Origin of the sequence: Pseudomonas sp. NPDC088885, assembly GCF_044750025.1 — a bacterium.
GTDB lineage: Bacteria > Pseudomonadota > Gammaproteobacteria > Pseudomonadales > Pseudomonadaceae > Aquipseudomonas > Aquipseudomonas rustica.
This window is the reverse complement of record NZ_JBIVJB010000020.1, coordinates 24,460-40,031: the sequence shown is the minus strand read 5'-3', so window position 1 is coordinate 40,031 and position 15,572 is coordinate 24,460. Positions and strand designations below refer to the sequence as shown.

General features: G+C 59.9%; 12 protein-coding genes and 3 pseudogenes. 3 read left to right on the top strand and 12 right to left on the bottom strand.

Annotation, left to right across the window (positions count from 1 at the left end; all coding sequences use genetic code 11):
* Positions 1–117 precede the first annotated feature (117 nt).
* Genes ACIP1X_RS11645 through ACIP1X_RS11620 form a run of 6 tightly spaced genes read right to left on the bottom strand, consistent with a single transcriptional unit; the run spans position 118 to position 4,366 of the window.
* Positions 118–1,797: an AMP-binding protein gene (locus ACIP1X_RS11645; RefSeq protein ID WP_400752124.1), complete on the bottom strand. Its 1,680-nt coding sequence runs from the start codon at positions 1,795–1,797 to the stop codon at positions 118–120.
* Positions 1,794–2,339 (bottom strand): hypothetical protein, encoded by a 546-nt coding sequence (locus tag ACIP1X_RS11640; RefSeq protein ID WP_159811654.1) that lies wholly within the window; start codon positions 2,337–2,339, stop codon positions 1,794–1,796. The genes ACIP1X_RS11645 and ACIP1X_RS11640 overlap by 4 nt, the downstream gene beginning before the upstream one ends.
* Entirely contained in the window at positions 2,336–2,590 is a 255-nt protein-coding gene (locus ACIP1X_RS11635; protein WP_053116686.1) for an acyl carrier protein, read from the bottom strand. Before ACIP1X_RS11635 ends, ACIP1X_RS11640 begins: the two co-directional genes overlap by 4 nt.
* Before the next feature lie 9 nt (positions 2,591–2,599).
* Positions 2,600–2,875: a phosphopantetheine-binding protein gene (locus tag ACIP1X_RS11630; protein WP_053116687.1), complete on the bottom strand. Its 276-nt coding sequence runs from the start codon at positions 2,873–2,875 to the stop codon at positions 2,600–2,602.
* Entirely contained in the window at positions 2,853–3,665 is an 813-nt protein-coding gene (locus ACIP1X_RS11625; RefSeq protein WP_400752121.1) for a lysophospholipid acyltransferase family protein, read from the bottom strand. Before ACIP1X_RS11625 ends, ACIP1X_RS11630 begins: the two co-directional genes overlap by 23 nt.
* Positions 3,641–4,366, bottom strand: coding sequence for a beta-ketoacyl synthase chain length factor (locus tag ACIP1X_RS11620; protein WP_400752118.1), 726 nt, complete (start codon positions 4,364–4,366; stop codon positions 3,641–3,643). Before ACIP1X_RS11620 ends, ACIP1X_RS11625 begins: the two co-directional genes overlap by 25 nt.
* A 356-nt stretch (positions 4,367–4,722) precedes the next feature.
* Here ACIP1X_RS11620 and ACIP1X_RS11615 point away from each other — a divergent pair, with 356 nt between their 5' ends.
* On the top strand, positions 4,723–5,493 hold the full coding sequence (locus ACIP1X_RS11615) for a ParA family protein (protein ID WP_053116690.1): 771 nt from the start codon (positions 4,723–4,725) through the stop codon (positions 5,491–5,493).
* Between the two features lie 131 nt (positions 5,494–5,624).
* On the opposite strand, the gene trxC is transcribed toward ACIP1X_RS11615, so the two are convergent.
* On the bottom strand, positions 5,625–6,059 hold the full coding sequence (trxC, locus tag ACIP1X_RS11610) for a thioredoxin TrxC (protein ID WP_400752116.1): 435 nt from the start codon (positions 6,057–6,059) through the stop codon (positions 5,625–5,627).
* A 235-nt stretch (positions 6,060–6,294) separates the two neighbouring features.
* Here trxC and ACIP1X_RS11605 point away from each other — a divergent pair, with 235 nt between their 5' ends.
* Together ACIP1X_RS11605 and ACIP1X_RS11600 are read left to right on the top strand one after the other, a co-directional pair.
* A complete protein-coding gene (locus tag ACIP1X_RS11605; protein ID WP_400752113.1) occupies positions 6,295–6,564 on the top strand; it encodes an AbrB/MazE/SpoVT family DNA-binding domain-containing protein in 270 nt (89 codons plus the stop codon).
* Complete coding sequence (locus ACIP1X_RS11600; protein ID WP_159811659.1) at positions 6,564–6,926, top strand: type II toxin-antitoxin system PemK/MazF family toxin; 363 nt, start codon at positions 6,564–6,566, stop codon at positions 6,924–6,926. Before ACIP1X_RS11605 ends, ACIP1X_RS11600 begins: the two co-directional genes overlap by 1 nt.
* Positions 6,927–6,932: 6 nt before the next feature.
* On the opposite strand, the gene selO is transcribed toward ACIP1X_RS11600, so the two are convergent.
* The 5 genes and pseudogenes from selO to ACIP1X_RS11575 all read right to left on the bottom strand — a co-directional run.
* A complete protein-coding gene (gene selO / locus ACIP1X_RS11595) occupies positions 6,933–8,396 on the bottom strand; it encodes a protein adenylyltransferase SelO (RefSeq protein ID WP_400752111.1) in 1,464 nt (487 codons plus the stop codon).
* Positions 8,397–8,444: 48 nt separating this feature from the next.
* Positions 8,445–11,798, bottom strand: coding sequence for a mechanosensitive channel MscK (gene mscK / locus ACIP1X_RS11590; protein WP_400752108.1), 3,354 nt, complete (start codon positions 11,796–11,798; stop codon positions 8,445–8,447).
* A gap of 34 nt (positions 11,799–11,832) precedes the next feature.
* Positions 11,833–13,574 (bottom strand): annotated as a pseudogene (locus tag ACIP1X_RS11585) (potassium/proton antiporter).
* 275 nt (positions 13,575–13,849) lie between these two features.
* Positions 13,850–14,449 (bottom strand): annotated as a pseudogene (locus tag ACIP1X_RS11580) (methyl-accepting chemotaxis protein); the annotation flags it as partial.
* A 303-nt stretch (positions 14,450–14,752) separates the two neighbouring features.
* Positions 14,753–15,409: pseudogene (locus ACIP1X_RS11575) on the bottom strand (MCP four helix bundle domain-containing protein); the annotation flags it as partial.
* Between the last annotated feature and the right edge of the window lie 163 nt (positions 15,410–15,572).

Here is a 15,572-nt window from a genome sequence, read left to right as displayed (position 1 = left end):
CGTTTCTCCACTGGAAAATTGCAGTGATTGCTTCGCGAGCAGGCTCGCTCCCACATGAGATCGCGGTTTCTGTAGGAGCGAGCCTGCTCGCGATTGAGTGCGCAGCACTCACCAAGGTCAATCATGCTCTACACCCAAAAGAATCCGCCCACTGGAGCACGTCGCCGTGTCATTGCGATAAGCGAAATACACCTTGCTGCGCTCCGGATCAAAACGCAGGTGCAGCTGAATCTCATCACCCGGCCGCACCAGTTGCTGGAACTTCAGCACTTCCATCCCGGCAAACGGGCCGCTCAGATTCAGCAACTGCCGCCCAAGGTTAAGTGCCCATTCCACCTGCACCACGCCCGGCAATACCGGCGCCTTGGGGAAGTGGCCGCTGAAATAAGCCAGATCCGCCGGCACGCTCAGTTGCAAACTCCATTCACCCTCAGTCTCGACCTGCGACAGCACTTCCGGCGCTTTCGGACGCGGCGCCATCAACAGTGCTTCAACCTCGGCCTGGGGCAGTTTGCCCTGGCTGTTCAGCGGCAATTGCCGCACCAACCGCCAGCGTCGCGGCAGGGCCAGCGCTTCACAGTGTTGGCGCAAATGCTGGCGCAAAGTTTCGGTGAGGCTGCGGCGGCCATGTTCACGCAACGCAAACAACCCCGAATCGCTGAGCACCAGCAAGGCGCCAAGGGACGCGCGGTTTTCCTGCACCACGCCAAGCCGCGCTTCGGCAACCCAGTCGTGAGCGACCAAGGCCTGTTCCAGCATCGGCAAAGAAATACGTTTTTCTTCGAGTTTGACGATGCGATCCAGCCGTCCCAACAACTCGAAACGACCATCGGCAGCAATGCGCGCCGCGTCGGCGGTGTGTTCGACATGGCCGGCAGGCAGATAAGGCGAAGCGATCAACAGCGCGCCCTCGCTGTCCTGGCTCAATTGGACACCGGCGAATGGTTGCCAGAGTTGTTCACCCTGACGCCAGGCAATGCCGCCGGTTTCCGAGCTGCCGAGGATTTCCGTCGGCCATTGCTGCAAGCGTTTTTGCAGACTTTGCGCAGCCTCAAGTGGCAACGCGCCACCGGAGGAAAATACCCGCCGCACCGCGCTCAATGCAGGCCAATCAAGGTTGTCGCCCATGCGCTTGAGTAGCGCCGGGCTCGCGACCCAGGCGAAGGTCGGATGTTCGCGGCTGGCGCGCTGCATGTCTTCCGGGAAGGCCAGTTGCTTGCGCACAAACGGGCGCCCGGCGCACAGCGGCCACAGCACGCGAAACAGCAAACCATAGATGTGTTGAGTGGCGACGCTGCCGATGATGCAGGCTTCACCAAGATCCGCGCCCCACAGTTGCTCCAGCGCTTCAACTTCATTGGCCAGTTGGCGCAGGGTTTTGTCGATACGCTTGGGTTCGCCGCTGGAGCCGGAGGTACACAGGCTCAGCTGACATTGTTCGAGATCCAGCGCCGCAGCGGGTAATGCCCGCTGCTGAAAGTCAGTCAGGTGCGCGTCTTCGGCGTGATCGGTCAGCCACAGATCGACTTCGCTCGACCAGCGCTGGCGAGTTTGCGGTTGCAAGTCCGACGGCAACAACACGCTGACGCCGGCGCGCCACGCTCCGAGCAGGGCGATGGCGAGATCGGCGGCGTCTTCCAGGTGCACGGCGAGGCGCTTCACGCCCTGCGCTTGCAGGCCGGCGGCAACGCTCAGCGCCTGTTCGCACAGTTGCGCGTGATCGAGTGCCGGCGCAGCGCAAATCGCCCGCGCCGGCAGGGCCTTGAGCAACAACTGCTCAAGTTTTATCCAGTTCATGTACGGCCTCTTACCCGTTGTCGTATTAGCCATTCAATGGCAAACATCAGGCCGATCAATCCGTAGGAGATCAGGCCGGTGTACAACATCCACCAATTCAGCGGCGCCCACAGGGTCAGGAGGGCGGCGCACAAACCGTTGCAAAAGAAAAACACGCTCCAGGCCACCGTGACCTTGCGTGTGTAGCGAATCGCGATGTCCGGCAGCTCTGGCTCACGCAACCGCGCCAGTCGCTCGACCATCGGCGGCCCGTATTTCAGGCTCAGGCTGAACAGCACCAGCATGAAACCGCTGATCAGCACCGGGTACCAACGCAGTAACAGCGGACTGTCGAACAGCGCCAGCAACAGGCAGAACACGATCGCCACGCAAGCCATCCACAGGCTGCCGGGTTTGCGCTCGCCGGTCAGGGCGCGCGCGAGCCACAAGCCGCCCAATAGCAGACCGAACTGCCACGGGGCGAAGTGCTCCATGCCGAAATACACCGCAAAGGGGTACAGCAGACCGGCCAGCAGCAGGCCCAGGCCGATCAATCGGCTCATGCGGCCGGTTGAACCAGACGGTAAACCGCCTCGACCACGTCACCGACGGTGCGCACGGTCTTGAACTCTTCGGCGGCGATTTTCTTGCCGGTCTGGCGTTTGATGTGATCGATCAGATCGACCGCGTCGATGCTATCGATTTCCAGATCCTGATACAGGTTGGAATCCAGGCTCACGCGGGCCGGATCCAGTTCGAACAGCTCGACCAAGGCATCGCGCAGGGTGTTGAAAATGTCGTCACGAGTTTGCATGGTCCGGTCTCAAGCTGCCTGTTTTGCCGTGACGAAGGCCGCAAGGCTCGCCACGTTGGTGAAATGGTTGCGGGTGTCTTTGGCGTCGGCGTCGATTTTGATGCCGTACTTTTTCTGGATCGCCAGACCCAATTCCAGCGCGTCGACGGAATCCAGGCCCAAGCCTTCACCGAACAGCGTTTGTTCGTCACCGATGTCGTCGGCGCTGATGTCTTCGAGGCCGAGGGCGTCGATGATCAGCAGTTTGATGTCACGCACCAGGCTAGGGGTGTTCAGTTCGCTCATCTTCGGCGAGCTCCTTGATAAAGTAAGAATGCAAATAATCGTTGAGCTTGCGCGAGGCTTGCGGGGCGGGCCCCTGCGCGGCGAAGGTCTGTGGATCTATATCGGCCCCGACCCGAAAACTGAAGTGCACACGACGGCGCGGGATGCGATACCACGGCTCGGCTTTGGTCAGGGTGGTCGGGTTGACCTTGATGATTACGGGCGTGAGGATTTTCGCACCGCGCAGGGCAATGGCTGCGGCGCCCCGATGAAAGGCTGGCGGCTGTCCCGGCTGAGTGCGGGTGCCTTCGGGGAAAATGATCAGGCTCTGGCCGTTTTGCAATGATTCTGCGGCGGCGTCGAGCATGTCCATGCTGCCGTCATTGCTGATGTATTCAGTACGGCGCAGCGGGCCTCGGGTGAAGGGGTTTTCCCACAGGCTTTTCTTCACCACGCAATTGGCCTGGCGCACCAGGCCGATCAGAAACACCACGTCGATCAGCGACGGATGGTTGGCGATGATCATTTGCCCCGGTCGGCCGAGGCGTTCGGCGCCTTGAATGTCGTAGGTCAGCACGCCGGTGCGGGCCATGAACTGCACAAAAAACCAGAACAGGCGACTGACCATCTGCCGCGCGCGTTGGCGATGAACCAATGCGTCGCCGGGCAGGCAGCCGAGAATCGGGAATACCACCAGGCGCAGGCACAGCCCGCCGAGCCCGAACAGGGCGAAGCTTGCGGCGGTGGCCAGCAACCGCCAGTAATAGGCGTCGCGGTTTTTCTCGGTCACGGGTTGCGTTGCCAGGTCCATACACGATTTTTCCAGGCATGTTGGCAAAGGGTTTGCTGGCCGAGCAGGGTACGCAACAGATTGAGCGCGTGGGGCCACTCCGATTTGGACAGTGCTTGCGGGGTGCTGTTCAGGGTCAGCCGCCAGTCGGTACCGGGGGTTAGCAACAGACCCAGCGCGTAAGGGAACGGCACGTCATCAATCCACTGCGAATAGGCTTGCGGCGGTTGTTCCTCGGTGATCACCAGCAACACGGCCGGGGCGCCTTCATTCAGCAGTGCCGCCGCTTCGAGCATGCCGTGTTCGAGGCCGTCGCCCGCTGCGGCAAGGGCGGTCATTTCGCTGGTTTCGCCGCGCATGATCGACCACAGACCGATGATCGCGTTGTGCACTGACAGGCTGAACTGGGTGGGGGATAGCGGCTGGTCGGTGGCCAGATCGCTGAGAATTTCGTACGTGCGCGGGGTTTCGCCGTGGCGCGAGACAAATACCAACGGCAGGTTTTCCCGCCCGTCGGCGAGTGGCCAGCCAACGCTGAACGCCATCCGCGCCAGTCGACTGAGACGGCGCCGCTGCATGGCCGGTAAAAACGACACATCGGGCGCGGCATCACTGCTCTGAAGCACGACCGGTTGTCGGCTCCAGGCCTGCCAAGCGTCCACGCTGTCGAGCCCGGGAGCCCACGCGCGCCATTGGGCGATGTTGAAGTTGATCACGGACATTCATCCCGCCCCTGCGGGCTTTTGTTGACGCATTTAGCCACCAAAGCCGCAGCGGACTTGGCGTGGCGCTTGGCGCCGGGTGGCGCGCATTATCCCGGTGCGACGGGCGTGTAGCAAATGCTGGTTACATTTTGCGCAATGAAATGTACTGGCTGGTTTGCGGTAAAACTGTCATTTGGCCATTATCCAGATTGGCGCGGGCCTGTCTGTCGGGGATCTCGTCAATCGTCGGCAGTTTTTACTGAGACTGCAGACGGAAGTTTGCACCTGACTGTGTAGTCCATGTCCGATGAGGTAGCGAAGCGAGGCCGCGCGCATCTACACTCGGTCATTCTTTGATACACGGAGGTTTTGTCATGCGGCGCGTGGTGTTCAATCAGAAAGGTGGTGTAGGCAAATCCAGCATTGCCTGCAATCTGGCGGCGGTCAGTGCCAGCGAGGGTTATCGCACGTTGTTGGTGGATCTCGATGCCCAAGCCAACTCCACTCAGTATCTGACCGGGCTCACCGGCGACGACATCCCGATGGGCATTGCCGATTTCTTCAAGCAGACGCTGTCTTCCGGGCCGTTCTCGAAGAAAAACCAGGCGGATATCTACGAAACCCCGTTCGACAACCTGCACATCATCACCGCCACCGCCGAACTGGCCGACTTGCAGCCCAAGCTTGAGGCCAAGCACAAGATCAACAAGCTGCGTAAGTTGCTTGATGAGCTGTCCGAGGATTACGACCGGATTTATCTCGATACGCCGCCGGCGCTGAATTTTTACGCGGTATCAGCACTGATTGCCGCTGATCGTGTGCTGATTCCCTTCGATTGCGACAGCTTCTCGCGTCAGGCTTTGTATGGGCTGATCGCGGAAATCGAAGAGTTGAAAGAGGATCACAACGAAGGTCTGGAAGTTGAAGGCATCGTGGTCAACCAGTTCCAGGCCCGGGCCAGCCTGCCGCAGCAGATTCTCGATGAATTGATTGCCGAGGGATTGCCGGTGCTGCCGGTGTACTTGACCAGCTCGGTGCGCATGCGCGAATCCCATCAGGCCAGCACGCCGCTGATCCACCTCGATCCGCGACACAAACTGACCCAGCAATTCGTCGAACTGCACAACCTGATCGAAGGGCACTGATCTTTCAAACAATCCACAAATCCCCTGTGGGAGCGAGCCTGCTCGCGAAGAGGCCGGTACTTTCAACACATATGTTGACTGAACGGACGCTTTCGCGAGCAGGCTCACTCCCACATTCGATCTACGGTGGGTCAGATGCCCTGGCTACGCAGCCACGCCAGCAACTGCGGCAACGGCAACGCGCCACTCTGTCGCGCCAGCTCTTTGCCGTTCTTGAACAGAATCAAACTCGGAATCGAGCGAATCCCCAACTGCGCCGACAACTGCTGATTCGCCTCGCTATCCAGCTTGGCCAACCGACACTTGCCCGCCAACTGCACCGCCGCCTGCTCGAACACCGGCGCAAACGACTTGCACGGCCCACACCACTCCGCCCAGACATCCACCAGCAACGGCAGATCACCTTTGATCTGACTGGCGTAATCGCCTTGCTTGAGTTCGAAGGGTTTGCTCAATAGCACCGGGGATTTGCAGCGACCGCATTTCGGTTGATCGGCGAGGCGCTCGGACGGGATGCGGTTGAGGCCGTTGCAGGCGGGGCAGGGGATGAGGAGTGGGCTGGTCATGATGGGTTCTCTAATAGGCAGTCTATAGGGCTGATTTGGAGTCGATCTGCCAATTTATCAATGTCTCAACTGCTCACAGTTTTCTCAAAGCATTCCGGGATCGATGGCTAGTCTGAAGGCCAATTCAGCGTTTTACGCTTGTCGTGAGGAGATCGCTTTGTCTTTATCTGCGTGCTACTTTTGTTGCACTAACCGAGAGTTCGATGATCTCTCTGCATCAAATCGGAGCGACATAATGTCCGTAACTTCCAAAATTCGCCGCCAAGGTGGCGCTGCCATCATTACAATTCCGCCGACGCTGTTGAAGCTATTGCATTTGGAGGTGGGGGCGCAGCTTGAGCTCAACGTCGTTGACGGTGAATTGATTGCCCGTCCCGCTGCGCCTCCTGCTCGTAAGCGTTATACCTTGTCCGAGTTACTCGAAGGCGCAGAGGAATTGCAGAAACTGAACGTCCAGACTGCTGAAGCTCTTGATGGTGGCCCTGTTGGCCGGGAGCTGGGTTGATGGTGCGCAGACAGCCTCCACAGCGGGGTGACGTCTACTGGATTGATCCAAATCCCGTCGCAGGGCGGGAAATGAAGGACAGGCATCGCTTTGTGGTGATTACGCCCAGAGAAATCAACGCATTGGGTGTCAGCATGACGGTGCCTGTTACTAGTGGTGGGAATTTCAGCCGGAATTTGGGTTTGGCAGTGGCCATTACTGGCCACGAAACCAATGGTGTAGCGGTGTGTAATCAGGTTCGGAGTTTTGACATCGAACAACGGGTGCGAGACGGCACGGCCAAATTCATTGAGCGATTGGATGACGTGACAATGTCTGACATTGTCGACCGTGTGATCAGTGCAATCGATCCGCTAAGCTGAAACGCCTCACGAAGAACAACTAATCTCCAAATGCTTCCCCCACTCCGGTGGCCGCTCGGCATAACCTTCCATCCCCGGCTGTTCTTCAAACGGTTTGCTCAGCACCGCGTGCAGCCGGCGCACCTCTGAGTAATCCCCTTGCTCCGCCGCGTCGATAGCTTTTTGCGCCAAATAATTACGCAGGATGTACAGCGGGTTAACCGCATGCATCCGCGCGCGGCGCTGTTCTTGATCAGGAACGCCATCGCGGGCAACCCGGGCGATGTAGCGTTCGCCCCAGGCGTCGAAGCCTTTGATGTCGACGAAGTCGTCGCGCAACTGAGCGACTGCCTGCGGAGGTGAGTCCTCGCCGAGTCGGCGGAAGAACAGCGTGTAGTCGACGCCGCTGTTTTGCATCAGTTGCAGCAGATCTTCGAGCAGTTTCTGGTCGTCGTCTTCTGCGCTGGTGAAGCCGAAGCGGCGGCGCATCAGGTCGAGGTAGTGCGCTTGGAACAGTGGCAGGTACAAGCCGAGGGTTTCGCGCAGGGCTTCGACGCTGATGAATGGCGTCAGTGCCTGGGCCAATGCGCTGAGGTTCCACTGGCCGACCGGCACCTGATTGCTGAACGAGTAGCGGCCCTGATCATCCGAGTGGTTGCAGATGAAGTTAGCGTCGAAGTCGTCGAGGAAGGCGAACGGGCCGAAGTCGAAGGTGATGCCGAGGATCGACATGTTGTCGGTGTTCATTACCCCGTGGCAGAAGCCGTAGGCCTGCCATTTGGCGATCAGTTCGGCGTTGCGCTCGACGATCTCGCGGAACATCGCCAGATACGGTTCCGGCTGCTCGAGGCATTCCGGGAAATGCATGGCCAGCACGTGCTCGCCGAGTGCTTTCTGCTGTTCGGGGCGTTTGGTGTAATAGAAATATTCGAAGTGGCCGAAGCGGATATGGCTCGGCGCCAGACGCAGCACCATCGCCGCGCGTTCCTGCTTTTCGCGCCAGACCGGGGTGTCGGAGCCGATCACGCAGGCTGCGCGCGAGGATGGAATGTTCAGCCCGAACAGCGCTTCAGAGGCGAGGAACTCGCGGATCGACGAGCGCAGCACCGCGCGGCCATCGCCCATACGCGAAAACGGCGTCTGACCAGCGCCCTTGAGGTGCAAGTCCCAATGCTCGCCCGCTGCGTTGTAGACCTCGCCCAGCAGCAGTCCGCGACCATCGCCCAGTTGCGGCGTGTAGCCGCCGAATTGATGCCCGGAATAGACCATCGCGCGCGGCTCGGCATCGGCCCACAACTTGTGGCCGCCAAACAGTTCAGCAAATTCCTGGGTTTCAGCGGTGGCCGGATCGAGATCCAGCAGGGCCAGGGCCGCAGGGCTCGCCACGACCAGACGCGGATTGTCGATCGGCTCGGGCAGCACATGGGCGGAAAACGCGTCACCGAGGCGGGCGAAGCGATTGTCGAAGGTCAGTTCGTCGAGGGCTTTCAAGGGCCTGCTCCAGCAGAATGTCCGAGCATTCTGCTGGGAATAGACCGGTTAGTCGAGTTTGGCCGGCGGCGGCTCTTGCAGCGGTTTCTGATCGTCGGCGACCGGCACGATGGTTTTCGTTTCAGCCTCGACCGGCACCAACTTGTATTCCTGACCGTGGAGGTTTTTCAGGTAGACCTCCATCTGGCGGAACGAGATGTTGATGTGCTGCTTTTTGAACTCGCGGTTGATGAAGCGGTTGACCTCATCGAGCACCGGGTTACGGTCGCCGAGGTCGCGCACATGCATGCGCAACTCATGGTCGAGCGTGCTTTCGCCGAAGTTGAGGAAGTACACGTGCGGCTCGGGTTCCTTGAGCACGCGTGGGTTTTCGCGGGCAGCCTTGAGCAGCAATTCTCTGACCAGATCGAGATCGGAGCCGTAATCGACGCCGAGTTTCAACGTGACCCGAGTGATGGTGTCGGTCAGCGACCAGTTGATCAGTTGCCCGGTGATGAACGTCTTGTTCGGGACAATGATGTCCTTGCGGTCGAAGTCAGTGATGGTCGTCGCACGAATGCGGATCTTGCTCACTGTGCCCGACAGGTTGCCGATGGTGATGGTGTCACCGATCCGCACCGGACGTTCGAACAGAATCATGATGCCGGAGATGAAGTTCGCGAAGATCTCCTGCATACCAAAACCGAGGCCGACCGACAGCGCCGCCACCAGCCATTGCAACTTGTCCCAACTGACGCCGAGGGTCGACAGCGTCGAGACGAAACCGACACCGGCGATCACGTAGGACAGCAGCGTCGTGGTGGCGTAAGCACTGCCCTGCGCCAGATTGAGCTTGGACAGCACGAACACTTCGAGCAAGCCCGGCAAGTTGCGCGCGAGGGCGAAGGTAATGCCGATGATGATCAACGCGCCGAGCATGTCGCCGATGCTGATCGGCACCATGCTCATGTTGGCACCGGTGCCGCTGGTGTATTCGTAGAGGGTGATGTTGTCGAGGTACGAGAACACCGAAATCAGATCCGACCAGACCCAGTACAGCGCCGCGATAAAGCCGCCGAGCAGGGCCAGACGGATCAGGCGCAGGGATTGTTCGTTGACCTTTTCGATGTCCAGCGTCGGCTCTTCGATCACCGCTTCGCCGTCGCCAGCCTCTTTCGCTGCCTGACGTTTGGCCAGGGCGCGCTGGTAGGCCAGGCGCCGTGCGGCAACGCTCAGGCCACGGACGAACGTGGCTTCGATTACCAGCCAGAACATCAGCAGGTAAAGAGTGTTGATCAAGCGGTCGCTGAGTTTCAGCGCGGTGTAGTAGTAGCCGAAGCACACCGCGACAAATAGGGCGATCGGCAGCAGGGTGAACATCACCCCGACGGCTTTGCGGAACAGCGAAGCGTTCTCATGGGTCGGGCTGCTGATCAGCAAACGACTGAGCAACCACGCCATCAGCGCGTAGCAGGTCAGCACCACCGGCATGCCGAGCACGTCGTCAGCCAGCGCCGCCGGTTGCAGTTCGGCGACCGCGACAATGGTCACCAACGCCATCACCACCAGGCCAAGTCGACGAATCCAGCCCTGAAGGAATTCGACTTGAGGTTTTTCCCAGCGGAAGTGCAATTCCGCCACGCCACCCGGCGCCAGAATCCGGTAGGCGGTATAGAACACCAGCCACGCCTGACCCATTTGGAGCAGCGCCGCGCCCATGTTGGCGTTCTGTCCGCGCGCGTCGATCTGCAGCGCCAGGCCGCACAGCGCCAGACCCAGCGCCACCGGCATTGCCAGCAGAATATTGATCAGGATCGCCTGCGGCGTGTGCCATTGACTGTCGCGCTTGAAGTGGCCGATGTCCTGGTGAACCTTATTCAGCTTGCCGTACAGGGCTTTGCGTCGCCACAGCAGGGCGCCGATCAACAGCGCCAGAGGCAAGAACAGCAGAGGCCGCTGGACGAGGCCTTCGGTCAATTCGCTCAGGCTTGATGCCCACGGCAGCGTATCGACCTGGCGCTTGAGACGCTCCGACACACCGCGCATCCATTCAAGATCCAGCGGCTTGTTGCTCGGGATCCAGAACATCTGCTCATCAAGAGTTGCGCGCAAGCTTTGCGCGGTGCTCAGCAATTGTTTCTGGTTGAGTTGCAGGGTGATCGATTCGTTGAGCACCGCGCTCAATTCGCGGTTCAGCCGCTCGAGCAGGTCGGCGCGGGTATTGGCCAGTTCCAGCAGGCTTTTGCGCAGTTGCGGGGTGACCTGATCCGGCGGCTGAGTGGCGAGCAGGTTGTCGACGTAGGTAGTCGGACTGCTGAGCAATTCACGCTGCTGACTGACTTCGAATTGATACAGACGGATGTCGGCGATCTGATCCGCCAGGTCGCGGTCAACCTTAAGGCGCGGCAGGGCCTGTTTCTGCTTATAGAGGATTTTCGACAACAGCAGGCTGCCCTTGAGCACGTTGATCTGCTCGTCGAGGGCGGAATCGCTCTGGGTCAGGCTGTCGAGCTGCTGTTTGGTCTGCAGGTTCTGCTGAGTGACTTCGTTGAGGCGGTCGGTACTTTTCAACAGGTAGTCGGAGAGCTTGAGGTTGGCCGTGCTTTCGCTGGCGAGCAGGCTGCTGCCGCCGGCCTTTTGCGCTTCGATCGACTGCTGGGTCACGGTCTCCTGCGACTGCGCCAGACGCTTCTGGTTGATCAGGGTTTGCAGTTCCTGAATCTCACGGTCGAGGCGGTCGGACTTCTCCGAGAGCAAGTCATGCTGGGCATTGCCCAGATCCTGCAACTGGCTGTTGCCCGCCAGCTCCTGACGACGCAACGGGATCAGCGCGTTCAGTGCGGCCAGTTCAGCGTTGAGTTGATCACGCTGCTCGGCGCTGACGGATTTGCCCGCGTCCTTGCCGGACTTGAGGATGTTGTTGATCTGCTGAATGCGCGTCTGGCTGGCGGAGATTTCCCCCTGCGCGCGCTCCGGGCGAGTCTGCGCCGTGATGATCAGGCTGTTGGCGTCGGCCAGAGCCTTTTGCAGATCACTTTGCTGCGTGGAGCGATCGGTGAGGATTTGCTCCAGCTGCGGGATCGTTTCGCGGGGGAAACGCTGCGCTACCGGCACCACGGTCGTGGCTTTGAGGCGCGTCAGTTCGCGGGTGTTTTCGATGGTCTGCTTGGGTGCGGTCGCCAGTTGCTGCTTGAGGTCGATCAGCTTCTGTTCGTAATCACGCTGATTGTTCAGCTGATTGAGGGTGTTCTGCAGAACGGTTTGCAGGGTCTTTTTGTCGGCATCCGGCAGTTTGCTGTCGGCAAGTTTGTCCAGGCTGGCCTGGACGGCATCGCTGGACGGTGGTTCGGCGGCATACAGCGGGCCGACAGTAAGACTCAGGCCCAGCAGGGCCGCGGCGAAAAAGGAGCGCAGGGTAGGCATAGAGACCGGTCAAGCAAGTGATAGTGGACGCAGTTTAGAGGAAGAGTCCGGGGCCCGGGCGACTTCCTTCGGGAATCTGACGCCCACTTTGCCGATCTTGTTCCCGTCCATGACCGCAACCGTCCAGTGGGTGTTGTTCCACTCCACCTGGTCGCCAACGATCGGTGCGCCGCCGACTTTCTGCGCGATGAAGGCGCCCAGGGTCATGTCCGGATCGATGCCCTCGGCCGGCAGGCCATACAGCGCTGCAACCGCTTTAAGCTGGGCGTCTCCTTCGAGCACGAAGTCGCCGAAGAAACGCAGATCGAGACCGCGTTGTGGCGCCTGGCTGAACAGTTTTCCGAGGGCCGGCAAGTTGTGTTCGTGGCCGATAACACACAGCAAATCATCGACTTCCAGCACCGTACTACCCGACGGATGGAGCAGTTGCTGACCTCGAAACAGGGCTGCGATGCGGGTGCCTTCGGGCATTTTCAACTCGCGCAGGGGTGAACCGATGCACCATTTCTCCGCGCCGAGCTTATAAACGAACAGCTCCCACTCGCTGGTGACATGGACTTCCAGCGCCGCCCGGGAAATCGGCGCAGGCTCCGGCGGCACCGTCACCTTCAACAATTTGGCGACCCACGGCAGGCTTGTGCCCTGCACCAACAGCGACACCAGCACGATAAAGAAGGCGAGGTTGAAGTACAGCTGCGCATTCGGCAGCCCGGCCATCAGCGGGAACACCGCCAGAATGATCGGTACCGCGCCGCGCAGGCCAACCCAGGAAATAAAGGCTTTTTCGCGACCGTGGAAGGCTTTGAACGGCAGCAGACCGACCATCACCGACAGCGGTCGCGCGAACAGAATCATCCATAGCGCCAGACCGAGGGCGGGCAGGGCGATCGGCAGCAAATCATGCGGCGTCACCAGCAGCCCCAGCACAAGGAACATGCCGATCTGCGCCAGCCACGCCATGCCGTCGAGCATGTGCAAAATACCGTGACGGCTGCGCACCGGGCGGTTGCCAATGACCAGCCCGCACAGATACACCGCGAGGAAACCGCTGCCGTGCAAGGCGTTGGTCAGGGCGAACACTACCAGACCACCGGCGATCACCAGAATTGGATAGAGACCGGCAGCCAGGTTGATGCGGTTGACCAGTTGCAGCATCAGCCAGCCACCACCAAGACCGATCACGCCACCGATGCCGAACTCGCGAATCAGGTGGGTCAGCAGGCTCCAGTGCAGGCCGGTCTGGCCGCTGGCGAGCATGTCGATCAGGGTCACGGTGAGAAACACCGCCATCGGATCGTTGCTGCCGGATTCGATTTCCAGGCTGGCCGTAACCCGTTCGTTCAGGCCTTTGCCGCCGAGCAAGGAGAACACCGCTGCGGCGTCCGTCGAGCCGACGATGGCGCCGATGAGCAGGCCTTGGATCAGGTTCAGGTCGAACAGCCATGCGGCGGCCATGCCGGTCAGCCCGGTGGTGATCAACACCCCGACCGTCGCCAGCGATAACGCCGGCCACAACGCCACGCGGAAACTCGAGACCCGTGTGCGCAAGCCGCCGTCGAGGAGGATCACCGCCAGTGCGAGGTTGCCGACCAGATAGGCCGTTGGGTAGTTATCGAAAATAATCCCGCCGCCATCAACCCCGGCGGCCATGCCGACTGCGAGGATAATGACCAGAATCGGGATGCCGAGACGGGAGGAAAGTGAGCTGACGAGAATGCTTGCACCTACCAGCAACGCGCCGATCAAGAACAGGCTGTTGATGGTCGTCGCATTCAAAGGCAGTACTCCAGAAGCGTAAAGACGGGCACAAACTGACCATGCAGTCTGCGTGCCAGCGATTCTAACCTGTTGAAATGTGATGCTGTCAAAAAAACCCTCACCCTAGCCCTCTCCCAGAGGGAGAGGGGACTGACCGAGGTGTCTGTTCGAGGTACGCCGACTTGCAATATCGAGTCGAACTCAAAATCTGAAAGGCCCCCAATCTGCTCCCTTTCCCCCTCTCCCTCTGGGAGAGGGCTGGGGTGAGGGTGCTTTTGCTTTTGATCAGTGAGTCAGAGGCTAAACCGCCCAACCATGTTGTTCAGATCCAGCGCCAACCGCGACAGCTCATTACTCGCCGCGCTTGTCTGATTGGCCCCGGTCGCTGATTGCACCGACAAATCACGAATATTCACCAGATTACGATCCACCTCACGCGCCACCTGCGCTTGCTCTTCCGCCGCGCTGGCGATCACCAGATTGCGCTCGTTAATTTCAACAATGGCAGTGTTGATCGTATCCAGTGACATCCCCGCGCCGCGAGCAATGTTCAGCGTCGACTCCGCACGTTCGGTGCTGTTGCGCATCGAATCCACCGCGTGTTCGGTGCCGCTCTGAATGCTGCCGATCATCCGCTCGATTTCGCTGGTCGACTGCTGCGTGCGATGCGCCAAGGCGCGCACTTCATCCGCCACCACCGCAAACCCACGACCCGCTTCACCAGCACGCGCCGCTTCAATCGCCGCGTTCAGCGCCAGCAGGTTGGTCTGATCGGCCAAACCACGAATCACGTCCAGCACCTTGCCGATGTCTCGGGATTCATTGGCCAGATCACCGATCAACGATGCTGTGCTCTGCACATCGGCGCTCATGCGTTCGATGGCGCTGACGGTTTCCTGCACCAGATCACGGCCATCGCCGGCCGACGTTGTAGCGTTCTTCGAGGCTTCCGAGGTGCTCACCGCGTTGCGCGCAACTTCTTCCACGGCGCTGGTCATTTCGTTGACCGCGGTGGCCGCTTGTTCGATTTCGTTGTTCTGCTGCACCAGGCCGCGTGCGCTTTCGTCGGTGACGCTGTTGAGTTCTTCCGCTGCCGACGCCAGTTGCGTGGCCGACCCGGAAATCCGCTGCAAAGTGTCGCGCAGCTTCGATTGCATCTTCGCCATCGCTGCCAGCAAGCGCCCGGCTTCGTCGCTGCCATCGGCCTGAATCGGCTGCGTCAGGTTGCCTTCAGCGATGGTTTCCGCCGCTTCCAGTGCCTTGGCGATTGGCTTGGTAATGCTGGCGGTCAGCAACCAGGCGAACAACAACGTCAGTGCAGTGGCAATCACCAGCAGGGTGACAACCAGGTCGAACGCCGAAGAATATTGATCCGCCGCTTGCTGATTGGTGTCGACGGTTTGCCGGGTGTTGATCTCCAACAAACGGTTGAGCACGGTGTTGACCGCTTCGGAGTTGGTCAGCAAGTCGGTGTTGAGCAGGTTGCGCAGTTCATCCACCTGATTGTTGCGCGACAGGGTTCTCATCCGGTCTTCGATCTGGCGGTACTGGCTCAGCAACTGTACGTATTGATCGTACGCCGCACGTTCGTCGGGGCTGCTGATAAACGGCTCGTAATCGCTCTGGGCCTTGCGGATCTGCTGGTTGCGCATGTCCAGCAAGTCCATGGTTTTCTGCTGCACGTCCGGTTCGCGGTTGACCAGCAAACGGTACGACAGCACCCGCAGGCGCAGGGTCAGTTGGGTGAATTCGTCGAGGCTCTTGATGCTCGGCACGCTGCTGTTGGTGATGTCTTCGGTGGCGCCGCGAATTTTGCTCATCTGATTGAGCGCGAACACGCCGAGGATCAACATCAATGCGCCAATCAGGGCGAAACCGGTGAACGCCCGTGGGGCGATGTTCATATTGCGAAGGGACATGGAGGGTACCGAGAAGGGCCGCATCCATGCGGGCTAAAACTGCTGAATGGATGACTTATCGGTCATGCGACTAAAGTCTTGAGGGGCTGCGCGTATT